The organism is Roseovarius pacificus (assembly GCF_900142665.1).
Taxonomy (GTDB): domain Bacteria; phylum Pseudomonadota; class Alphaproteobacteria; order Rhodobacterales; family Rhodobacteraceae; genus Roseovarius; species Roseovarius pacificus.
In genome coordinates this window covers 135,402-155,434 of the sequence record NZ_FRBR01000005.1, presented here as the reverse complement: position 1 = coordinate 155,434, position 20,033 = coordinate 135,402, and the positions used below count along the sequence as shown (strand labels likewise).

Here is a 20,033-nt window from a genome sequence, read left to right as displayed (position 1 = left end):
GCGAGGGTTAATTTCGAGTTAAAGAGAATGTTCAGGGATTGTTCCAAGGCTTTACGCCTGTCCCGCCCGCCACTGGACAATACCGGGGACGCGCTTACAGTCGCGCCATGGATCTGCATTCCCGATACCCGGCGCTCGGCGACCTGCGCGCCCGCGCCCGCCGCCGCATCCCGCATTTCGTCTGGGAATATCTCGACAGCGGCACAGGGTCCGAGGCCACGACCGCCCGCAACCGCAGCAAACTGGACGAGGTTCTGCTGATGCCCTCGGCCCTGCATGGCGAGGTCGCGCCCGACCTGTCGGCGCAGCTGTTCGGCCACACCCTGCCGCTGCCCTTCGGCATCGCGCCGCTTGGCATGTCGGGCATGATCTGGCCGGGGGCCGAACACCTGCTGGCGCGCGCCGCGGCACAGGCGGGCATTCCCTATTGCCTGTCCACCGTCGCCACCCGGACCCCCGCCGACCTCAAGGGCGACCTGGGCGACCACGCCTGGTTCCAGATGTATCCGCCCCGCGATCCCGACATTCGCAAGGACATGCTGCAAAAGGCGCGCGATGCGGGGTTTGGCGTGCTGGTCCTGACGGTCGATGTCCCGGTGCCCAGCCGTCGCGAACGGCAGGTGCGCTCGGGTCTGACCACCCCACCGAAACTGACGCCGCGCCTGTTGGCGCAGGTCGCGTGCCGCCCGGCCTGGGCGCTCGGCATCGCGCAGCGCGGCATGCCCCGGATGAAGCTGATCGACGAATATGCCGGCAATGTCAGCGGCCTGCCCTCGACCAAACACGCGGGCTACCTGCTGCGCACCGCACCGGACTGGAATTACCTGCGCTGGCTGCGCGAAGCGTGGGACGGGCCGATGATCGTCAAGGGCGTCATGGAAGCGCGCGATGCAAAGCGGCTCGACTCCGAGGGCGTCGATGCGGTCTGGATTTCCAACCATGCCGGGCGGCAGTTCGACGCCGCCCCCGCCACGATCGAGGTGCTGCCCGCCATCCGCGCCGCCACCTCGAAACCCGTGCTGATCGACGGCGGGTTCGAGGGCGGGCTCGACATCCTGCGCGCCATCGCGCTCGGGGCGGATTTCGTGATGATGGGGCGGCCCTGGCACTATGCGCTCGGCGCGCTCGGGGCCGATGGACCGGCCCATCTGTGCGAAATCCTCTCGCTCGACCTTCAGGCCAACATGGGCCAGCTCGGCCTGTCCGCCCTGTCCGGGGCACGCGGCCGGATGATTCCCGCCCCATAGGAAACCTATACACCCGCCACACGGCACCCCAATAGCACGCAAAATGCCAAACCCTTGAAACAAAACGCATAACACCCACTGCCCGGCAGGGTGGTGCGGCTACCCGTTCGGGCGGGAAATGTCGCGTTACGGTGAAAGACGTCGCAGCGGCATTGCGCAAACCCTTCACAATTCCTACAAACTGGCCGCACCGGCGCTGCACCGCAGCAACCGCGCACCGCACGCGCCGGCCAGACAACATGCGACAGACAGGGGGGCTGAAGCCCGTGAGCGACTTCAAAAAGATCCTTATCGCAAACCGCGGCGAGATCGCGATCCGCATCATGCGGGCCGCCAACGAGATGGGCAAACGCACCGTCGCCGTCTTCGCCGAAGAAGACAAACTGGGCCTGCACCGGTTCAAGGCCGACGAGGCCTATCGCATCGGCGAAGGGCTCGGCCCCGTGGCCGCCTACCTGTCGATCGACGAGATCATCCGCGTCGCCAGGGAAAGCGGCGCCGACGCGATCCATCCCGGCTATGGGCTGCTGTCGGAGAACCCCGATTTCGTCGATGCCTGCGTGGCCAACGGCATCGCCTTCATCGGCCCCAAGGCCGAAACCATGCGCGCCCTCGGCGACAAGGCCAGCGCCCGCAAGGTCGCCATCGAGGCCGGTGTACCCGTGATTCCCGCCACCGAAGTTCTGGGCGACGACATGGAGGCCATCCGCAAGGACGCGGATGAGATCGGCTATCCGCTGATGCTCAAGGCGTCCTGGGGCGGCGGCGGGCGCGGGATGCGCCCGATCAACGGCCCCGACGAACTGGCCGAAAAGGTCATGGAAGGCCGCCGCGAGGCCGAAGCCGCCTTTGGCAACGGCGAGGGCTATCTCGAAAAGATGATCACCCGCGCCCGCCATGTCGAGGTCCAGATCCTCGGCGACAAGCACGGCAACATGTATCACCTGTTCGAGCGTGACTGCACCGTGCAGCGCCGCAACCAGAAGGTCGTCGAACGCGCCCCCGCCCCGTATCTGAGCGAGCTTCAGCGCGCCGAGATCTGCGAGCTGGGCTACAAGATCTGCAAGCACGTGAACTACGAATGCGCCGGCACGGTCGAATTCCTGATGGATATGGACTCCGGCCAGTTCTACTTTATCGAGGTGAACCCCCGCGTGCAGGTCGAACACACCGTCACCGAGGAAGTGACCGGCATCGACATCGTGCAGGCCCAGATCAGGATCGCCGAAGGCAGGACCATCCAGGAGGCCACCGGCAAGGCCAGCCAGGACGCCATCACGCTGAACGGCCACGCCCTGCAAACCCGGATCACCACCGAAGACCCGCTCAACAACTTCATCCCCGATTACGGCCGCATCACCGCCTATCGTTCGGCCACCGGCATGGGCATTCGCCTCGATGGCGGCACGGCCTATGCGGGCGGGGTGATCACGCGCTATTACGACAGCCTGCTCACCAAGGTCACGGCGCATGCGCAAACCCCCGAGGCCGCCATCGCCCGGATGGACCGCGCCCTGCGCGAATTCCGTATTCGCGGCGTCAGCACCAATATCGCCTTCGTGGAAAACCTGCTGAAACACCCGACCTTCCTCGGCAACGAATACACCACCAAATTCATCGACGAGACCCCCGAACTGTTCCAGTTCGCCAAGCGGCGCGACCGCGGCACCAAGGTTCTGACCTATATCGCCGATATCACCGTGAACGGACACCCCGAAACCACGGGCCGCGCGAAACCCGCCGCCGATGCCAAGCCCCCGCGCCCGCCACGCCTGATCGGCGATCCGGCTCCCGGCACCAGGACCCTGCTCGAGGAAAAAGGCGCCAAAGCCGTGGCCGACTGGATGCTCGGGCAGAAACAGCTTCTGCTGACCGACACCACCATGCGCGACGGGCATCAGTCGCTTCTGGCCACGCGGATGCGCTCGATCGACATGGTCAGGGCCGCCCCGGCCTATGCCGCCAACCTGCCGCAACTCTTCTCGGTCGAATGCTGGGGCGGGGCCACCTTCGACGTCGCCTACCGCTTCCTTCAGGAATGCCCGTGGCAACGCCTGCGCGACCTGCGCGCCGCCATGCCCAACCTTCTGACCCAGATGTTGCTGCGCGCCTCCAACGGTGTGGGCTACACCAACTACCCCGACAACGTGGTGCAGGAATTCGTCCGTCAGGCCGCCGAAACCGGCGTCGATGTGTTCCGCGTGTTCGACAGCCTCAACTGGGTGGAAAACATGCGCGTCGCGATGGACGCAGTGATCGACACCGGCAGGATCTGCGAAGGCACGATCTGCTATACCGGCGACATCCTCGACCCGGACCGCGCCAAGTACGACCTGAAATACTATGTCTCGATGGCCAAAGAGCTGGAAGCCGCAGGCGCGCATATCCTCGGCCTCAAGGACATGGCGGGCCTGCTGAAACCCGCCGCCGCGCGGGCGCTGGTCAAGGCCCTCAAGGACGAGCTGACGATCCCCGTGCATTTCCACACCCATGACACCAGCGGCATCGCGGGCGGCACCATCCTGGCGGCGAGCGATGCAGGCGTCGATGCCGTGGACGCGGCAATGGACGCGTTTTCGGGCGGCACCTCGCAGCCCTGCCTCGGCTCCATCGTCGAGGCCCTGATGCACACCGAACGCGACACCGGCCTGGATATCGAGCGCATCCGCGAAATCTCGAACTACTGGGAACATGTCCGCGCGCAATATGTCGCCTTCGAATCCGGCCTCGCCGCCCCCGCGTCCGAAGTCTACCTGCACGAAATGCCCGGCGGCCAGTTCACCAACCTCAAGGCACAGGCCCGCAGCCTCGGGCTCGAGGAAAAATGGCCCGAAGTGGCGAAAACCTATGCCGACGTGAACCAGATGTTCGGCGACATCGTGAAGGTCACGCCATCCTCCAAGGTGGTGGGCGACATGGCGCTGATGATGGTTTCTCAGGGCCTGACCCGCGAACAGGTGGAAGACCCCGACACCGATGTGGCCTTCCCCGACTCGGTCATCGACATGATGCGCGGCAATCTCGGCCAACCGCCGGGCGGCTTCCCCGACAACATCGTTCAGAAGGTCCTGAAGGACGAAAAGCCCAACACCGAACGCCCCGGCAAGCATCTTGCGCCGGTCGATCTGGATGCGGCCCGTGCCGATCTTGTCGGACAGCTCGAAGGCAAGTCCGTGGATAACGAGGATCTCAACGGATACCTGATGTATCCCAAGGTGTTCCTCGATTACATGGGCCGCCACCGCAACTATGGCCCGGTGCGCACCCTGCCCACGCGCACCTTCTTCTACGGCATGGAACCGGGCGAGGAAATCAGCGCCGAGATCGACCCTGGCAAGATCCTCGAAATCCGCCTGCAAGCCGTGGGCGAAACCGACGAGAACGGCGAGGTCAAGGTGTTCTTCGAACTCAACGGCCAGCCCCGCGTGATCCGGGTGCCCAACCGTTTGGTGAAATCCACCACCGCCGCCCGGCCCAAGGCCGAACAGGGCAATCCCAACCATGTCGGCGCACCAATGCCCGGCGTCGTCGCCAGCGTCGCCGTCAACGCGGGCCAGACCGTCAAGGAAGGCGACATGCTGCTGACCATCGAGGCGATGAAGATGGAAACCGGCATCCACGCCGAACGCGACGCCACCGTCAAGGCCGTCCACGTCCAGCCCGGCGGCCAGATCGACGCCAAGGACCTCCTCGTCGAGTTCGAATGATGGCAAAAGGCCCCGGAGAAGTTTCCGGGGCCTTTTTTCTTCGGGCCTTTCCGATGGGGGAGCCCGTTGCGTTCGCTCCCAAGCGCGAAATAGCGGCCGCAGGCCGCCGCGCATCGCCGGGCCGCCCCCCCGGCACGGCGATTTGGTTGATGCAAGGACCATGCTCTGATCTTTTCATGATTTGGCGACCATAAAGTGCCTCAAACCAAAGGTTGCATCGCCGCACCGCGGCCCAGCAATGCACGGCTCTTCTCTTAAAACTATACATGCCCCCCTTCCCGCACTCCCTCCTTGCCCGTACCGGTGCGTACAAAACTGACCTCCAAAACGTACGAAACGCACCGCACACCCTGTTAACCTGCGCGGTTGCGGCAAAAGACACCGACGCGATACCGACGTGATACCGATACGTTACAGACCGGTGTTTTCCCTGTTAACCAAGGACTTGGCCCCGATTCGCCCATCCCCCTTTCAAACCGCCCGAAATCCCCTACCCTGCCCCCGGCAACAACGCGGCGACTCCCATGCAGAAAATCATCGTCTTCACCGATCTCCACATCCTCCCCGAGGGCGAAACGATCATCGGGCTCGACCCCTCCGCGCGCTTCGCTCAGGGGCTGGCCCATGCCCTGCACCACCACCCCGACGCCGCGCGCATCGTCATCACCGGCGACCTGACCCATCACGGCAAAGGCGCCGAATATGCCCGCCTGCGCGCCCTTCTGGCCGATTGCCCCCTGCCTGTCAGCCTGATGCTCGGCAATCACGACCGCCGCGCGCCCTTTGCCGCCGCCTTCCCCGGCACGCCGCGCACCGGGGATGGATTCATCCAGCAAATACAAGATCTTGATCACGCCCGCCTGATCCTGCTGGACACGCTGGACGAACAGGCCCCGGACCTGCACAGCGGCTATCTCTGCCCTTCCCGCCTGACATGGCTGGCCGACGCGCTGGCCGGGGCGCAGGGCCGCGCAACCGTGGTGTTCACCCATCACCCGGCCTTTCGCACCGGGTTCGGCGGGATGGACCGGATCGGATTGCGCAACAGCGACGCGCTGATCGACACGCTGCACACCCACGGGCCGGTCGCACAGATCGTCTCGGGCCATATCCACCGCACGATGCAGGGCGCGGCGGGCGGCATTCCCAATGCCGTCTTCAAAAGCCCCTGCCACCAGATGCCCCTGATCCTGGGCGATCAAAGCCCCCACCTGTCGGTGGACGAACCGGGCGCCTATGGCCTGCTTTTGATCGGCCCCGACGGCGTGGTCGTGCATACCGAGGACTTCGACCTGCCCCGCACCGAGGCCCGCACATATTCCTGACCGGCCCGCACCGGCAATTTTTCGCACATATTCAGGCAGAAAACCGGCGACTTGCCGCCCGGATCGCCGACTCGCTTGCCCGGACCTTTACCAGCCTCTACCATAAGTTGTGCGTCACGAGTAACCGCTTGCAATCCCGACCTTCAGTTCAGGAGCATTCCGCGTGTCACACCCTCTTCACCGCCCGCCATCCTGCCCCCGTCGGCGCCCCCCCGCCCGCAAACTGGTGCTTTTGGGCGTCTTGCTGCTGTCTTCGGCCCTTGTTTACGCGGAACTTGCCCTGCGCTTCAGATAACAAGGATCGCCCGCATCCGGTCGCCGTATACTTTTTTCTCACTTTTCCCGAAATTTGCTCTTGCAGCCACCGCCAAGAATTTATACATCCCGCCCTACCCAAGGACGCGGGTGTAGCTCAGGGGTAGAGCGTTACCTTGCCAAGGTAAATGTCGTGAGTTCGAATCTCATCACCCGCTCCAATTTCTCTTCCCCCAACCGGTTGCCGTAACCGCCTGTTACACAGGCGATGCAGTCGCGCGCATTCGCTGCGCCGCCTCTTGGCGCGGCCCGCGCACCCGCATATAAGGGCGCGGCATATCAGCAAGAGGCACATCGCATGCGCAGCGCCACGATCACACGCAAGACCGCCGAAACCGACATCAGCGTCGAGATCGGTCTCGACGGCACAGGGGTTTACGACAACCAGACCGGCGTCGGCTTTTTCGATCACATGCTGGACCAGCTTGCGCGCCATTCGCTGATCGACATGACGATCCGCTGCACGGGCGACACCCATATCGACGATCACCACAGCGTCGAGGACGTGGGCATCGCCCTCGGTCAGGCCCTGTCGCAGGCGCTTGGCGACAAACGCGGGATTCGCCGCTACGGCGCCTGCCTGCTGCCGATGGACGACGCGCTGGTGCGCGCCGCGCTCGACCTCTCGGGCCGTCCCTACCTTGTGTGGAACGCCGAAATGCCTACGCAGAAGATCGGCAGTTTCGACACCGAACTGGTGCGCGAATTCTTCCAGGCGCTCAGCACCCATGGCGGCATCACCCTGCATGTCGATGCCCTGCACGGGATCAACAGCCACCACATCGCCGAGGCCGCGTTCAAGGCCGTCGCCCGCGCCCTGCGCGAGGCGGTCGAAACCGATCCGCGCAAATCCGATGCGGTCCCCTCCACCAAAGGGGCACTGTGAGCGGCATGACCACCGTTATCGTCGATTACGAATCCGGCAACCTGCACTCGGCCGAAAAAGCGTTTCAGCGCATGGCGTCCGAGGCCGGCGCGGGCAAGGTCACCGTCACGTCCGACCCCGATGTCGTGCGCGGAGCCTCCCGCGTGGTGCTGCCAGGCGACGGGGCTTTTCCGGCCTGCCGGGACGAACTCTACGATCACCGCGGCCTGTTCGAAGCCATCGAAGAGACCGTGATCGCCAAGGGCCGCCCCTTCATGGGCATCTGCATCGGAATGCAGATGCTGGCCACGCGCGGGCTGGAATACCGCGAAACCGCCGGGTTCGACTGGATCGGCGGCACGGTGGAACGCATCGCGCCCTCGGACGACAGCCTCAAGGTGCCGCATATGGGCTGGAACGATCTGGTGATCGACCAGCCGCATCCGGTGTTCGACGGCATCTCAACCGGCGATCACGCCTATTTCGTGCATTCCTACCACTTCCGCGTGGACGATCCCGCCGACCTGCTGGCGCATGTGGAATACGGCGGGCCGATCACCGCCGTGGTGGGACGCGACAATATCGTCGGCACCCAGTTCCACCCGGAAAAAAGCCAGTCCACCGGACTGCGGATCATCGGCAATTTCCTGAACTGGACCCCCTGAAAACCGCATCCGCCCCGGCGCTGCAACAGGTTCGCCGCCGGTTCGCCGATAACCGGCGGCCTTTCAACGAACTGATACAAACCCGCCCTACTCTGTGGACGCACCCCGTTCCATAGAAAGGATTGATTCCGTGCGTTATTTCAAATCCGCTTTCGTCGCCACCGCGCTTTGCGCCCTGCCCGGCCTGGCCTCGGCGGCAACCCTCGACTTCGAGGAATTCACCAGCTTTCAGCAGCTTGGCACCCATTTCACGACACAGGGTTTCAGCGTCACCGCTACTTCGGGCGACATGCTCGCCTATTCCGCCGGCAGTGTTCCCACCGTGCCGGAAAGCGGCTCCACCAGCATCGGCATGAGCAACAACCCCAACGCGCCGACGCCGGTCAACTCCTCGCTCACCTTCGCCGCAGAGGACGGCAGCACCTTCGACCTGCTCAGCTTCCGCGCCTCCGAGGGCCGCAATCAGGGCCGCTTCTTCGCCGATTTCGCATCAACCGCCATCGACATCATGGGAACCCGCGCCGACGGCTCGACCGTTTCGCTGAACTTCGCCTTCGACGGCATCGCCTCCGACTCGCCCGCGACGGATTTCGAAACCGTCCTGTTCAGCGGCTTCACCAATCTGACAAGTTTCAGCGTCACCGGTCAGGGCGGCACCCGCGGCGGGTATGCGTTCCAGCTCGACGACGTGCAGGTGCAGCCGTCGGCGATTCCCCTGCCTGCGGGCGCACCTCTTGTGCTGAGTTCCTTCGCATTGCTTGGCGCGCTTCGTTTGCGCCGCAGGTCACGCGCGGCCTGATCGCCCCCGCGACCGGACATTGCAGGGGGCGGGCCGGGCCCGCCCCTTCGCCTTTACTGCACCCGAGTCCATGTCTGTCTGGCGCAGATCAGCCCGCCGGCCACGCAGCCGCGCAGCTTCAGCGAATTGCCCTGGAGGTCGATCTTGCCGATATAGATCTTGTCGTTCGACGGGCGCCAGACCTTGCCTTCGTATTGTCCGTTCCCCTGCGGGGCCATGTTGCGCACCAGCATCTTGCCGATATTGGGCGATTTGTATTCGCCGCCATCCTTGAACGTCCGCGCAATCGTCCCGCAGATATTCGCACCGCATTTCTGCATTTCCACATACGCATAAGACCCGTCGTCGACTTCGGTCTTCCATGTGCCCAGCACCGGATCGGCCATCGCCATCCCCGCGCTTGCCACCAATGCCATCGCGGCCATCGCCATTCGTTTCATGGGGGTCCTCCTCCCTCGGATATCTGTGCAAGTCTGGCGCGCGTCCCGGCTTGAAATCAAGTCTGACGTCGGGTCGCGTTGCATTTCCGCGGCCCCCGTGCCAAACGGCCAACAACGCAGCCAACAAGGATTTGGGCCCATGATCCTCTACCCCGCCATCGACCTCAAGGACGGTCAGGCCGTCCGCCTGTTCAAGGGCGAAATGGACAAGGCCACCGTCTTCAACGACGATCCCGCCGCGCAGGCGATGGAATTCGTCGAGGCGGGCTGCGAATGGCTGCATCTGGTGGACCTCAACGGCGCCTTCGCCGGAGAGCCGGTCAACGCCGCCCCGGTCGAGGCCATCCTCGAACGCACGCAGGTGCCCGCCCAACTGGGCGGCGGCATCCGCGACATGGCCACGATCGAGCGCTGGCTGTCCAAGGGGCTGGCCCGCGTTATCCTTGGCACCGTGGCCGTGGAAACCCCCGATCTCGTGCGTCAGGCGGCGCGTGAGTTCCCCGGCAAGGTCGCCGTCGGCATCGACGCCCGCAATGGCCGCGTCGCCACCAAGGGCTGGGCCGAGGAAACCGATGTGCTGGCCACCGATCTGGCCCGCTCGTTCGAGGACGCAGGCGTGGCGGCGATCATCTACACCGACATCAACCGCGACGGCGCGATGCAGGGCCCCAACGTGGCCGAAACCGCCGCGCTGGCCAATGCCGTGTCGATCCCGGTGATCGCCTCGGGCGGGGTCAGTTCTATCGACGATCTCAGGGCGCTCAAATCCTGCGGCGCGCCGCTCAACGGCGCGATCTCGGGCCGCGCACTCTATGACGGCGCGATCGACCTGGCCGAGGCGCTTGCGGTGATGAAAGCCTGATCCGCCGTCAGCCGCCCGCCGCCGTGGCCGTCAAATTGCCCAACGCGCCCCGCATCCTGGCAATATATGCGGCGTCATCGTCAATGCCGTTCAGATCGTCCAGCGTTTCCTCGGGGTCTTCATAGGCCAGCCAGACCTGCCCCTGCATGTCCTCGTAAACCAGCACCTTGAGCGGCAGGTACAACCCCGCCAGCGGATTCGCCTGCATGGCGGGCGTGCCCAGCATCGGATTGCCGAATATCAACAATTGCGACGGCGCCAGATCCATATCCACGCCGGCCGCACCGCTCGTATGATCGACGCGCGCAAATACCGTGGCCCCCGCCCCGGTCACCGCCGATTCCAGCGCATCCATCGTGGCGGCCACATCGCCAGCGGCCCGCACCTTGCGGATATCGTCCTCCGAGGCCGACGCCCCCTGTGCCGCCAGCCCCAAGACCAATGCGGTCAAAATCCGTTTCATCGTAATCCCCCTTCCCGAATACGCTAACGCGCCCCATCCTCTGGTAACCCGCCCGCTTTGCCCATAAACAAAACCGTGAGTTCCAGAAGATCGGCTATTTCATGTCCAGACCTCCCCCCTCAGCCGCGTCAGCGCAGCCCCCTGCGCCCCGTGCCATCGCGGGCGCGCCGCTATGGGTGGTCCTGATCATGGTGGTCACGGCCATGTTCAGCATCGTTCTGGGCGACACCGCCGGAAAGGAACTGACCGCCGCCGGGGCGCATCCGTTTTTCGTGGCATGGGCGCGCTTCGCCATGGCCGCACTGGTGCTCTTGCCGTTCAGCGGCCTGTCACGGGCAGAACTGCCCGGCCTTCTCGACTGGCGCATCCTGCTGCGCGGGGCGCTGATCGTCGGCGTCGTCTCGTCGATCCTCACCGCCTTGCGAACCGAACCCATGGCCGATGTCTTCGGCGCGTTCTTCATCGGCCCGGTGATCTCCTACGTTCTGGCCGCGCTCATCCTGGGCGAACGGATCACCCCCCTGCGCAGCGTGCTTCTGGGGCTGGGGTTCGGCGGGGTGCTGCTGGTCGTCAAACCGGGCTTCGGCGCGGGCGCGGGCATGGGGTTCGCACTCCTGGCAGGGCTGTTCTTCGGCTCCTTCCTCACCGCCACGCGCTGGCTCGCCAGCAGCTTCCGGCCCCGGTTCCTGCTGATTTCGCAATTGCTGGTCGGCAGTGTCCTCCTGGCCCCCGTGGCCTTCGCCATCGGCGCACCGGCGATGACTCCCTGGCTCTGGCTTCTCTTCGGGGTCAGCGCCTTCGGCTCGGCGCTCGGCAATCTCCTCCTGGCCACCGCCAACCGCAACGCCCCGGCCTCGGTCATCGCACCGCTGATCTATACCCAGTTGCTGGCCGCCACGATCCTTGGCTGGCTGGCCTTCGGCGACTGGCCCGACACCCTGTCGCTGATCGGGCTCGGCGTGATCCTCGCCTCGGGGATCATGTCGCTGCGGCTCGCCCGGCGCTAAACGATCCGCGCCGCATGCAAAAACGCCGCGCCATGCAGGTCAGACCTTTTCAAGGGGCAGTGTTTCAGGCTACCTCACCCCCATGTTGAAGATCCGCATCATCCCCTGCCTCGACGTGGCCGACGGCCGCGTGGTCAAAGGCGTGAATTTCGTCAACCTGCGCGACGCGGGCGATCCCGTGGACGCCGCCAAGGCCTATGACGCCGCAGGCGCCGACGAGCTGTGCTTTCTCGACATCCACGCCACCCATGAAAACCGGGGCGTGATGCTCGATGTCGTCACCCGCACCGCCGAGCAATGCTATATCCCGCTCACCGTGGGCGGCGGCGTGCGCACGGTGGACGATGTCCGCGCCCTCCTGCTCGCGGGCGCGGACAAGGTCAGCTTCAACTCTGCCGCCGTGGCCGATCCCGACGTGGTGCGCCGCGCCGCCGACCAGTTCGGCAGCCAGTGCATCGTCGTCGCCATCGACGCGAAAACCGTCAGCCCCGGCAAATGGGAAATCTTCACCCATGGCGGGCGCAAATCCACCGGCATCGACGCCGTCGAATTCGCCAGACTGGTCGAGGAAAAGGGCGCCGGTGAAATCCTGCTCACCTCGATGGATCGCGACGGCACCCGCGCGGGCTTCAACCTGCCGCTCACCCGCGCGATCTCGGACGCCGTCGATATCCCCGTCATCGCCTCTGGCGGCGTGGGCGATCTCGACCACCTCGTCGAAGGCGTGACCAAGGGCGGCGCCTCCGCCGTGCTGGCCGCCTCGATCTTCCACTTCGGCGACTACACGATCCAGCAGGCCAAGGATCACATGGCCGCCGCCGGCATCCCGATGAGGACAGGCGCATGACCCTCGACGACCTCGAACAGATCATCGCCGCCCGCGCACAGGCCGACCCGGACGAAAGCTGGACCGCCAGACTGCTCGCCAAAGGCCCCGAAAAGGCCGCCGAGAAATTCGGCGAAGAAGCCATCGAAGCCGTGATCGAAGCCGTCCGGAACGACCCCGAACGCCTGACGTCCGAGGCCGCCGACGTCCTCTTTCACCTGCTCGTCATGCTGCACGCCCGTGGCGTCAGGATCGCCGACGTGATGCAGGAACTCTCCCGCCGCCAATCGCAATCCGGCCTTCAGGAAAAGGCATCCCGCCCGAAATGATCCGTCACATCGTCTTTTTCACCGCCCGCGACCCCAAGGACCTCGACCGCATCCGCGAGGGGCTCGAAACGCTGTCGCAAATCCCCCATTCGCGCCACTTCGAGGTGGGCCGCAATCTGCATGCCGACCGCCTGACCGGGGCCGAGGTCGATTACGTGGTCTATGCCGAATTCGACACGCAGGCCGATCTGGACGCCTACAAGGCCCACCCGGCCTATGCGCGCGGCATCGAACTGGTCAAACCCCTGCGCGACATGCGCATCGCCGCCGACATCGAAAGCGCCTGATCCGGCGAACAGCCGTTACACCTTCTTCTTGCTGAAAATATCCTGGGGGAATCGCCGCTTGCGGCGATGGGGGCAACGCCCCCCAAATAGCGCCAGCCCCGACCGCATTTCACAATTTCGATGAAATCACGCCGGTGTTGAACCCGCCCATGCGCAGCTCTCCGAACAGGCGCTGATACTCGATCTTGGGGCAGCGATCCATCACCACGTCCACGCCCCGCGCCCGCGCCTTTTCGGCGGCTTCCTCGTTCACCACGCCGATCTGCATCCAGATCGTCTGCAAATCCGGGAACGCCTCCAGCGCCTCGTCCACGATGGGCGGCACATGCTCGGGGCGGCGGAAGATATCCACCATGTCCACCCCGCCCTCGATCTTGCTCAGGCTGGCGACCACCCTGGCCCCGAACACGGTTTCCCCCGCATGGCCGGGATTGACGGGCACCACCTCGAACCCTTTCAGGCTCAGGTAGCGCGCCACGTAATAACTGGGGCGCACCGGGTTCATCGACACGCCCACCACCGCCACGCGGCGGGTGCGGGTCAGGATATCGCGCAGATAGGCGTCGGAATAGTCATTGCTCATGGGTCACAACCTACTCCCCTTGCGGCAAAGAAAAAAGCGCCCAAGGCGAAAGCCCTGGGCGCCAGTCGCGGAACGAGGGACAGTGAAGTGAAACGCCGATGTTCCGTATCGACGTTTCTGATCCATAGATAGGGGCGCGTTTGCGAATAAAAAGGGGGCGCTCAACAGGATGTGATCGGCCCGCCTGGTCCGGCTCAATCGAAAATATCCTCGACCACATCCCACAGCTCTTCCAGCATCCTGCGGGCCATCGGCTTGCGCCGCTTGCGCGGCTTTCGGCGCGCCTGCCCGCCATGACCGAACCAGCTTTCGCGCTCGTGCTCGTCATGGGCCTTGCGCCGCCGCCGGGGCTGCACCGGCGCGCTCATGGGGGCTTTTTTCGCTGTCTTTGCAGGCGATTGCGGCATCGCCTTCATGTCATGCAACGGCGCCCCGCAGGCCGAACAGGTCAATTCATGGCGCCCCCGGTCCAGAACCAGCGCGGCGCGCGTTCCACAATAACTGCATGTCGCGATCTTGGGGCCCATGTCTCCTCGGCGCTCAATCCGTTCTCGAGGCATATAGGGCAACCGCCGCCGCATTGGAGACGTTGAGCGATCCGAAATCGCCCGAAAACCCGATTCGCACCAATTGGTCGCAGGTTTCGCGCGTCTTTTCGCGCAATCCCGGCCCCTCGGACCCAAGAACCAGCGCGACCGGCTGATCGCGCCGTCGCTCCAGCGCCGCGTCGATGGTATCCCCGGCCTCGCCCGCCAGCCCCAGCACGGTATAGCCCATCCCCTGCAACGCCTCGATGGCGCGCGCCAGGTTGGTGACCCGCAGATAGGGCTGCCGCTCCAGCGCACCGCTGGCCGTCTTGGCCAGCGCGCCGGTTTCCGGCGCTGAATGGTGGCGCGGCGCGATCACGGCGCAGGCCCCGAACACCTCGGCCGAGCGCAGGATCGCCCCCACGTTATGCGGATCGCTCACCCGGTCCAGAAGCACCACGCGCGGCGCGGCCTCGCCCGGCGGGGCGGCGCAGATATCCTCCAGCCGCCCCCAGTCCAGCGGTTTCACCTCCAGCGCCGCGCCCTGATGCACCGATTGCGGGTCCAGCGGCGCGGAAAACTTGCGCGGATCGGCCATTTCCGGTGCGACGCCACTTGCGGCAATCGCCTCGGCCAGTTTGTCGGCGGCGTTCCTGGTGACGATCAGCCGCAGTTTCTCGCGCGCCGGGTTCATCAGCGCATCGCGCACCGCATGCAGCCCGAACAGCCACACGGTTTCGGCCTCGGCCGCCTTTTTCGCCTGCTCTTTCTCGATCACCCAACGGGGTTTTTTCTGGGCCATTCCGGTCCTTTCCTTGCGCGGCGCGACAATGCGCGCGCACAGCGCCCCGCGCAAGGCATTTTCCGGTTGACGCTGCACCATGGCTTTCCTAAATACGCCCTCACGCTTCGGAGCATCCTGAATGCTTCCGGCAGTGGGCGACAGGCCGCAAGGTGTGGCAGGGGACTGTAACTCCCTCGCGGAGACGCACGCTAGGTTCGATTCCTAGGTCGCCCACCATTTTCCCCCTCTGGAAATGGTATTCGCGCCGCACAGGCCCGGCTGCGCCTATCCGACCCGGCCCGCCAACGCGATCAGCGCCACGGTCGCGCTGCTGATCGCCAGCGCCCAGCCGAACGAAGTCAGCGTCCCGATAATCACGTATTCGCTGGCGCGCTGTTCCTTGGTCGCCTCGAATCGCAACAGCGATTTGGCCGCGATCAGAAACCCGATTCCCGTGGGCTGCCCGATCAGGATCAGCAGGAAAATCACCGCGCGCTCCAACTGGCCGATCATCTGCCCGGCCTTGGGCAGGCCCTGTTTCTTGAACGCCTGCGCATATGGCGCGGTGATCAGACCCACCGCATGGCCCCCGGCACGCACCGTCAGGATGAACCCCGACAGGATCAGCGCCGGCGCCAGCAACAGCGGCAGCCACCCGGCCCACACCCCCGCAGCCGCCGCGCCGGGCCACCACAGGGCGGCGGCAATGATCGTGGCCAGATGCGCGATCTGATCGGCCATGAACGCCCCGAACGTCGCGCGCATCCCATCAGGCAGCGCATAGGTCTTGATCGCGTCGATCGCCAGATGCGCCCCCGCAACCAGCAGCGCCAGTTGCCACGCCCCGCCCAGCGCCGCGAGGCTCAGTGCAGCGACAATCGCGATATGCAGAAGAAACACGCCGAACTGGCGCTTTCTTTCGATCATCCAGTTGAATTGAAACACGAAATCCGCCAGCACATGCGCCAGCAAAAGCGCGGCGAAACTCTGAAGCATCGGCGCCGTCACGGCAATCATTTCAGCTTGCCTGTCGAAAAAGAAAGCATTTTCACTTGCCTCACCTTGTTTCCAGCGCGCTCAACGCCGCCTCGATGGCCGGAAACCCGGCCGCCCACAGCGCCTGATCCACCGCCTGGCGCGAGATATCCAATCGCCCCGCCGCCTCGGCCCGCGTGCCCGCACCGGGCGGCAGTTGCTCGGCCAGCGCACGCGCCTGCGCCTGCGTCCAGCCCTGCGCGATATGATCGGCCAGCCGCGCCGTCGCCGCCTCGGCCCCGCCCGCCGCATGATCAAGATGACGCCCCGACGGCAGACTGTCCAGCAACCGGCCCGACGCCGTGAAGGCCGCGCCATGCGCCGCGTTGGGATCTTGCCCCGGCATCTGCCCCGCCCCCGTGGCCATCGCCATGCGCGAGGCCCGCGCCTTGTCCAGCCGCCGGATGCAGGCATTGACATAAAGCGCAGCGCGCAAGGCGAAGACCGGCGCATCGAACGCCATCTGCCAGGCATCCCCGCCGCGCCGGGCAAACCCGACCTCCGTAACCCCCGGCCATGCGCCAATCGCATCGGAGGCCGCGCCGATCGCCTTCAGCGTCGCCTCCAACTCCCCGACGCTCAAGCTGGTCGAGTCCACGATATCGCCAGTCAGAACTGCAAACATGGCCGCAAGCATTATCACTTGCCAAACCCAAAAGCAAGCCAAACAACTTGCTCACGCCATCCCGCAAGAATGCCCGTCTTCCCCCTTCTGCCCGCGCGCCATCCTCCCTATACTGTGCGCGCAGGCAGAACCGGGCAGAGTGTGAGTAATGGCCGCCAAGGCAAAGAAGACCCCCAAACCCTACAATATCCTGATCGTCGGCCAGGGCGGTCGGCTGCAATACGAGGCGGTTCTCTTTGCCGCCTCGCTGCGCGCCAGTTCCCCCGGTTTCAAAGGCCGCCTGATCGTGGCCGAGCCCCGGCCCGGCCCGCTCTGGCAGAACGATCCCTCCATTCGCGGGCAGGATACCCGCGACCTGCTCACCCATCTGGGCGCCGAAATCATCCCCTTCGACTCGCGCCATCTCGGGCAGGCCTACCCCTATGGCAACAAGATCGAAGCCCTGTTCGCCCTGCCCAAGGGCGACCCCTTCGTGTTCTTCGACACCGATACGCTGGTCACCGGCGATATCACCTCGGTGCCCTTCGATTTCGCCCGCCCCACCGCCTCGCTGCGCCGCGAAGACACATGGCCCGAAATCGAACTCTACGGCCCCGGCTACACCGCCACCTGGAAATCGCTCTACGACAAGTTCGGGCTCGATTTCGACTCCTCGCTCGACCCGGCCTGGCCCGATGAATTCTGGCGCAGATACCTGTATTTCAACGCCGGGTTCTTCTTTTACAAATGCCCGCACATCTTCGGTCAGCGCTTCCTCGACTACGCCCTGGCGATCCGCGACGACCCGCCCGCCGAACTGGTCTGTCAGTCGCTCGACCCATGGCTCGATCAGGTGGCGCTGCCGCTGGTGATCCATTCCCTCGGCGGCGGGCGCGATACCCTGCCTGCGGGGCTGCTGGATGGCGACGTCACCTGCCATTACCGCCTGCTGCCCCTGCTCTACGCCCGCGAATCGGATCGCGTGGTCGAGGTGTTGGAACAGGTCAGCGCCCCGAACAAGCTCAAGAAAGTCCTGAAATCCTATGACGCGATCAAGTTCATGATCTATCACGGGCGCGGCCGGAAGGTGCGCGCGCTGTTCGATCGCGACGATCTCCCTCGCAAGGAACAGGCCATTCGCAACACGATCAAGCGCAACGGCTTCTGGATGCGCTGATGTCGGACTCCCCCTCCACCGGCAGCGGCCTGACCCGCATCGCACAAGTCTACTCGCCCATCGACGCGGCGCTGACCGTCGCCGCCCTCGAAGGGGCCGGGTTTCAGGTGTTCGTGCCCGGCTATCACACCCATAACACCATCCCCCACATGGCCGTGGCCTTTGGCGGCATCCCCGTCATGGTCCGCAGCGATCAGGCCGCCGAGGCCGCGCATTTTCTCGACGCGCTCGACCGGCCCGCCACGCCGGACACCGCGCCCGAAGACGCACCGCACCTGCCATGGTGGCGGCGGCTTCTGGCACTGGTGATCTTCCTGCTCACCGGCACCGCACCGCCGCTCAAGGGCCGCTTCAAGGGGCCGCGCGACGGATAAGCCCGCGATTTTCCACCACGGGACATGCCGGGAACCGTCACCGCAATCCGCCTCACGGCCGCAAATCCGGCCATAATTCCCCGCATACCGCACCGAACCGGAACACCATCCGTCACGGCACGGGAAAACCGGAACAAACACGCCACCCCCGCCATGCCAGTTGTTCCCTTCCGGCCGATGCCCTACACATTTCCCGAACGATTACCTCAGGGAGGACCATCCAGATGGCATACGGCTTCGACACATTGCAGATTCACGCGGGCGCCCGTCCCGATCCGGCCACCGGCGCACGCCAGACCCCCATTTACCAGACCACGGCCTATGTGTTCCGCGATGCCGAACACGCCGCCGCGCTCTTCAACCTGCAAGAGGTGGGCTATATCTATTCGCGCCTCACCAACCCCACCGTGGCCGTCCTTCAGGAACGCGTCGCCACGCTGGAAGGCGGCGCCGGGGCGGTCTGCTGCTCCTCGGGCCACGCGGCGCAGATCATGGCGCTGTTCCCGCTGATGGGTCCGGGCCTCAACGTGGTGGTGTCCACCCGGCTTTACGGCGGTTCGATCACCCAGTTCAGCCAGACGATCAAGCGCTTCGGCTGGGAGGCCAGGTTCGTCGATATCGACGATCTCGACGCCGTCGAGGCCGCGATCGACGACAACACCCGCGCCGTGTTCTGCGAATCCATCGCCAATCCGGGCGGCCATATCGCCGATCTGGATGCCCTGGCCAAGCTGGCCGACAAGGTCGGCCTGCCGCTGATCGTCGATAACACCTCGGCCACGCCCTACCTGTGCCGCCCCATCGAACACGGCGCGACGCTGGTCGTGCATTCCATGACCAAGTTCCTCACCGGCAATGGCACCGTCACCGGCGGCGTGGTCGTGGATTCGGGCAAATTCGACTGGTCCGCCAGCGGCAAGTTCCCCTCGCTCAGCGAACCGGAACCGGCCTATCACGGGCTCAAGTTCCACGAAACCTTCGGCCCGCTGGCCTTTACCTTCCACGGCATCGCCATCGGCCTGCGCGATCTGGGCATGACACTGAACCCCCAGGCGGCGCATTACACGCTGATGGGCATCGAAACCCTGTCGCTGCGGATGGAACGCCATTGCGAAAACGCCATGAAGGTCGCGCAATGGCTGGAAAACGACGACCGGATCGAATCCGTCACCTATGCCGGGCTGCCCTCCTCGCCCTATCACGACCGGGTACAGCGGATTTGCCCCAGGGGTGCGGGCGGGTTGTTTACCGTGGCGCTCAAGGGCGGCTATGACGCCTGCGTCAAGCTGGTGGACAGTCTCGACCTGTTCAGCCACGTCGCCAATCTCGGCGATACGCGCTCGCTGATCATCCACTCGGCCTCGACCACCCACCGCCAGCTGAGCGAGGAACAACAGATCGCGGCGGGCGCGTCGCCCAACGTGGTGCGCATCTCCATCGGGATCGAGAACGCCGAGGACATCATCGCCGACCTCGATCAGGGGCTTGCCAGGGCCGCGGGCTGAACCAATGCCGCGCAGAGAACCGAAAACCGGGCCACATGGCCCGGTTTTTTCTTGGGCGCGGAACAGTCTGCCGAAGAACCTCACCGGCCCCCAACAAACCCTCACGACGCATCCGCCGGCTTCAGAATCGTGCTATCCGTTGATCCGTCTTCAATCGACGAAATCTTTTGTTCCGGTGAGGCCAGACACCTGCCTCCGCTGCGCCTTCCAAGGCTTCGACGACGATTCCCCGCTCGCTCGAAACCGCGATATGCAGCACTGACGCGGTAATCTGTGGATCGTTACGGGCTGAAACCTTCCTGCCCGC

At 64.9% G+C, this 20,033-nt stretch carries 21 protein-coding genes and 2 tRNA genes; 16 read left to right on the top strand and 7 right to left on the bottom strand.

The window, feature by feature from the left end; genetic code table 11:
• The first annotated feature begins 107 nt into the window (after positions 1-107).
• The 7 genes from BUB53_RS11045 (at position 108) to BUB53_RS11015 (ending at position 8,923) form a co-directional block, all read left to right on the top strand.
• A complete protein-coding gene (locus BUB53_RS11045; protein WP_073034816.1) occupies positions 108-1,247 on the top strand; it encodes an alpha-hydroxy acid oxidase in 1,140 nt (379 codons plus the stop codon).
• 266 nt (positions 1,248-1,513) lie between these two features.
• Positions 1,514-4,954 (top strand): pyruvate carboxylase, encoded by a 3,441-nt coding sequence (locus BUB53_RS11040; RefSeq protein WP_073034924.1) that lies wholly within the window; start codon positions 1,514-1,516, stop codon positions 4,952-4,954.
• A gap of 524 nt (positions 4,955-5,478) precedes the next feature.
• Entirely contained in the window at positions 5,479-6,279 is an 801-nt protein-coding gene (locus BUB53_RS11035) for a phosphodiesterase (protein ID WP_073034815.1), read from the top strand.
• Positions 6,280-6,680: 401 nt separating this feature from the next.
• A tRNA-Gly gene (locus BUB53_RS11030) sits at positions 6,681-6,755 on the top strand.
• A gap of 137 nt (positions 6,756-6,892) precedes the next feature.
• The gene (gene hisB, locus BUB53_RS11025) at positions 6,893-7,480 is read left to right on the top strand and encodes an imidazoleglycerol-phosphate dehydratase HisB (RefSeq protein ID WP_073034814.1); all 588 of its coding nucleotides are present in this window, start codon (positions 6,893-6,895) and stop codon (positions 7,478-7,480) included.
• Between the two features lie 5 nt (positions 7,481-7,485).
• Entirely contained in the window at positions 7,486-8,124 is a 639-nt protein-coding gene (hisH, locus tag BUB53_RS11020; protein WP_073034813.1) for an imidazole glycerol phosphate synthase subunit HisH, read from the top strand.
• Between the two features lie 130 nt (positions 8,125-8,254).
• Positions 8,255-8,923, top strand: coding sequence for a hypothetical protein (locus BUB53_RS11015; RefSeq protein WP_073034812.1), 669 nt, complete (start codon positions 8,255-8,257; stop codon positions 8,921-8,923).
• Between the two features lie 53 nt (positions 8,924-8,976).
• Here BUB53_RS11015 and BUB53_RS11010 read toward each other — a convergent pair whose 3' ends face one another.
• Positions 8,977-9,363 carry a DUF2147 domain-containing protein gene (locus BUB53_RS11010; protein ID WP_073034811.1) on the bottom strand — a complete coding sequence of 129 codons (387 nt, stop codon included), beginning with the start codon at positions 9,361-9,363 and terminating at the stop codon, positions 8,977-8,979.
• Positions 9,364-9,502: 139 nt separating this feature from the next.
• On the opposite strand from BUB53_RS11010, the gene hisA reads away from it, so the two are divergent.
• Positions 9,503-10,225, top strand: coding sequence for a 1-(5-phosphoribosyl)-5-[(5-phosphoribosylamino)methylideneamino]imidazole-4-carboxamide isomerase (gene hisA, locus BUB53_RS11005; RefSeq protein WP_073034810.1), 723 nt, complete (start codon positions 9,503-9,505; stop codon positions 10,223-10,225).
• A gap of 7 nt (positions 10,226-10,232) precedes the next feature.
• Here the strand turns inward: hisA and BUB53_RS11000 are convergent, their stop codons facing one another.
• Positions 10,233-10,688, bottom strand: coding sequence for a DUF302 domain-containing protein (locus BUB53_RS11000; protein WP_073034809.1), 456 nt, complete (start codon positions 10,686-10,688; stop codon positions 10,233-10,235).
• 188 nt (positions 10,689-10,876) lie between these two features.
• On the opposite strand from BUB53_RS11000, the gene BUB53_RS10995 reads away from it, so the two are divergent.
• The 4 genes from BUB53_RS10995 to BUB53_RS10980 all read left to right on the top strand — a co-directional run bounded on the left by BUB53_RS10995 (position 10,877) and on the right by BUB53_RS10980 (position 13,137).
• Positions 10,877-11,695: a DMT family transporter gene (locus BUB53_RS10995; RefSeq protein WP_073034923.1), complete on the top strand. Its 819-nt coding sequence runs from the start codon at positions 10,877-10,879 to the stop codon at positions 11,693-11,695.
• A gap of 82 nt (positions 11,696-11,777) precedes the next feature.
• The gene (gene hisF, locus BUB53_RS10990) at positions 11,778-12,542 is read left to right on the top strand and encodes an imidazole glycerol phosphate synthase subunit HisF (RefSeq protein WP_073034808.1); all 765 of its coding nucleotides are present in this window, start codon (positions 11,778-11,780) and stop codon (positions 12,540-12,542) included.
• The gene (locus tag BUB53_RS10985; RefSeq protein WP_073034807.1) at positions 12,539-12,850 is read left to right on the top strand and encodes a phosphoribosyl-ATP diphosphatase; all 312 of its coding nucleotides are present in this window, start codon (positions 12,539-12,541) and stop codon (positions 12,848-12,850) included. Before hisF ends, BUB53_RS10985 begins: the two co-directional genes overlap by 4 nt.
• Positions 12,847-13,137 carry a Dabb family protein gene (locus BUB53_RS10980; RefSeq protein WP_073034806.1) on the top strand — a complete coding sequence of 97 codons (291 nt, stop codon included), beginning with the start codon at positions 12,847-12,849 and terminating at the stop codon, positions 13,135-13,137. The genes BUB53_RS10985 and BUB53_RS10980 overlap by 4 nt, the downstream gene beginning before the upstream one ends.
• A gap of 109 nt (positions 13,138-13,246) precedes the next feature.
• Here BUB53_RS10980 and BUB53_RS10975 read toward each other — a convergent pair whose 3' ends face one another.
• From BUB53_RS10975 to rlmB, 3 genes are all read right to left on the bottom strand, one after another.
• A complete protein-coding gene (locus BUB53_RS10975) occupies positions 13,247-13,720 on the bottom strand; it encodes a CoA-binding protein (RefSeq protein WP_073034805.1) in 474 nt (157 codons plus the stop codon).
• A gap of 194 nt (positions 13,721-13,914) precedes the next feature.
• Positions 13,915-14,247 carry a hypothetical protein gene (locus BUB53_RS10970; RefSeq protein ID WP_073034804.1) on the bottom strand — a complete coding sequence of 111 codons (333 nt, stop codon included), beginning with the start codon at positions 14,245-14,247 and terminating at the stop codon, positions 13,915-13,917.
• Positions 14,248-14,260: 13 nt separating this feature from the next.
• A complete protein-coding gene (gene rlmB, locus BUB53_RS10965; protein ID WP_073034922.1) occupies positions 14,261-15,049 on the bottom strand; it encodes a 23S rRNA (guanosine(2251)-2'-O)-methyltransferase RlmB in 789 nt (262 codons plus the stop codon).
• 135 nt (positions 15,050-15,184) lie between these two features.
• On the opposite strand from rlmB, the gene BUB53_RS22765 reads away from it, so the two are divergent.
• Positions 15,185-15,268 (top strand) — tRNA-Tyr (locus BUB53_RS22765).
• A 48-nt stretch (positions 15,269-15,316) separates the two neighbouring features.
• On the opposite strand, the gene BUB53_RS10960 is transcribed toward BUB53_RS22765, so the two are convergent.
• Both BUB53_RS10960 and BUB53_RS10955 read right to left on the bottom strand, forming a co-directional pair.
• On the bottom strand, positions 15,317-16,048 hold the full coding sequence (locus tag BUB53_RS10960) for a DUF3307 domain-containing protein (RefSeq protein ID WP_084729078.1): 732 nt from the start codon (positions 16,046-16,048) through the stop codon (positions 15,317-15,319).
• A 40-nt stretch (positions 16,049-16,088) separates the two neighbouring features.
• A complete protein-coding gene (locus BUB53_RS10955) occupies positions 16,089-16,691 on the bottom strand; it encodes a hypothetical protein (RefSeq protein WP_073034920.1) in 603 nt (200 codons plus the stop codon).
• 148 nt (positions 16,692-16,839) lie between these two features.
• On the opposite strand from BUB53_RS10955, the gene BUB53_RS10950 reads away from it, so the two are divergent.
• From BUB53_RS10950 to BUB53_RS10940, 3 genes are all read left to right on the top strand, one after another.
• On the top strand, positions 16,840-17,847 hold the full coding sequence (locus tag BUB53_RS10950; protein ID WP_073034803.1) for a hypothetical protein: 1,008 nt from the start codon (positions 16,840-16,842) through the stop codon (positions 17,845-17,847).
• Positions 17,847-18,221 (top strand): hypothetical protein, encoded by a 375-nt coding sequence (locus tag BUB53_RS10945; RefSeq protein WP_073034802.1) that lies wholly within the window; start codon positions 17,847-17,849, stop codon positions 18,219-18,221. Before BUB53_RS10950 ends, BUB53_RS10945 begins: the two co-directional genes overlap by 1 nt.
• A 224-nt stretch (positions 18,222-18,445) precedes the next feature.
• On the top strand, positions 18,446-19,726 hold the full coding sequence (locus BUB53_RS10940) for an O-acetylhomoserine aminocarboxypropyltransferase/cysteine synthase family protein (protein WP_073034801.1): 1,281 nt from the start codon (positions 18,446-18,448) through the stop codon (positions 19,724-19,726).
• Positions 19,727-20,033 lie beyond the last annotated feature (307 nt).

What these genes read in the sequence shown, in the direction of transcription:
- BUB53_RS10975 (WP_073034805.1), bottom strand. Translation starts at nt 13,720, where the DNA reads ATGAGCAATGACTATTCCGACGCCTATCTGCGCGATATCCTGACCCGC.
- BUB53_RS10950 (WP_073034803.1), top strand. Translation starts at nt 16,840, where the DNA reads ATGGCCGCCAAGGCAAAGAAGACCCCCAAACCCTACAATATCCTGATC.
- hisH (WP_073034813.1), top strand. Translation starts at nt 7,486, where the DNA reads ATGACCACCGTTATCGTCGATTACGAATCCGGCAACCTGCACTCGGCC.
- BUB53_RS11010 (WP_073034811.1), bottom strand. Translation starts at nt 9,363, where the DNA reads ATGAAACGAATGGCGATGGCCGCGATGGCATTGGTGGCAAGCGCGGGG.
- BUB53_RS10980 (WP_073034806.1), top strand. Translation starts at nt 12,847, where the DNA reads ATGATCCGTCACATCGTCTTTTTCACCGCCCGCGACCCCAAGGACCTC.
- BUB53_RS10945 (WP_073034802.1), top strand. Translation starts at nt 17,847, where the DNA reads ATGTCGGACTCCCCCTCCACCGGCAGCGGCCTGACCCGCATCGCACAA.
- rlmB (WP_073034922.1), bottom strand. Translation starts at nt 15,049, where the DNA reads ATGGCCCAGAAAAAACCCCGTTGGGTGATCGAGAAAGAGCAGGCGAAA.
- BUB53_RS11035 (WP_073034815.1), top strand. Translation starts at nt 5,479, where the DNA reads ATGCAGAAAATCATCGTCTTCACCGATCTCCACATCCTCCCCGAGGGC.
- hisF (WP_073034808.1), top strand. Translation starts at nt 11,778, where the DNA reads ATGTTGAAGATCCGCATCATCCCCTGCCTCGACGTGGCCGACGGCCGC.
- BUB53_RS10955 (WP_073034920.1), bottom strand. Translation starts at nt 16,691, where the DNA reads ATGTTTGCAGTTCTGACTGGCGATATCGTGGACTCGACCAGCTTGAGC.
- BUB53_RS10995 (WP_073034923.1), top strand. Translation starts at nt 10,877, where the DNA reads ATGGTGGTCACGGCCATGTTCAGCATCGTTCTGGGCGACACCGCCGGA.
- BUB53_RS11000 (WP_073034809.1), bottom strand. Translation starts at nt 10,688, where the DNA reads ATGAAACGGATTTTGACCGCATTGGTCTTGGGGCTGGCGGCACAGGGG.
- BUB53_RS10970 (WP_073034804.1), bottom strand. Translation starts at nt 14,247, where the DNA reads ATGGGCCCCAAGATCGCGACATGCAGTTATTGTGGAACGCGCGCCGCG.
- BUB53_RS10960 (WP_084729078.1), bottom strand. Translation starts at nt 16,048, where the DNA reads ATGATTGCCGTGACGGCGCCGATGCTTCAGAGTTTCGCCGCGCTTTTG.
- BUB53_RS10985 (WP_073034807.1), top strand. Translation starts at nt 12,539, where the DNA reads ATGACCCTCGACGACCTCGAACAGATCATCGCCGCCCGCGCACAGGCC.
- hisA (WP_073034810.1), top strand. Translation starts at nt 9,503, where the DNA reads ATGATCCTCTACCCCGCCATCGACCTCAAGGACGGTCAGGCCGTCCGC.
- BUB53_RS10940 (WP_073034801.1), top strand. Translation starts at nt 18,446, where the DNA reads ATGGCATACGGCTTCGACACATTGCAGATTCACGCGGGCGCCCGTCCC.
- hisB (WP_073034814.1), top strand. Translation starts at nt 6,893, where the DNA reads ATGCGCAGCGCCACGATCACACGCAAGACCGCCGAAACCGACATCAGC.
- BUB53_RS11045 (WP_073034816.1), top strand. Translation starts at nt 108, where the DNA reads ATGGATCTGCATTCCCGATACCCGGCGCTCGGCGACCTGCGCGCCCGC.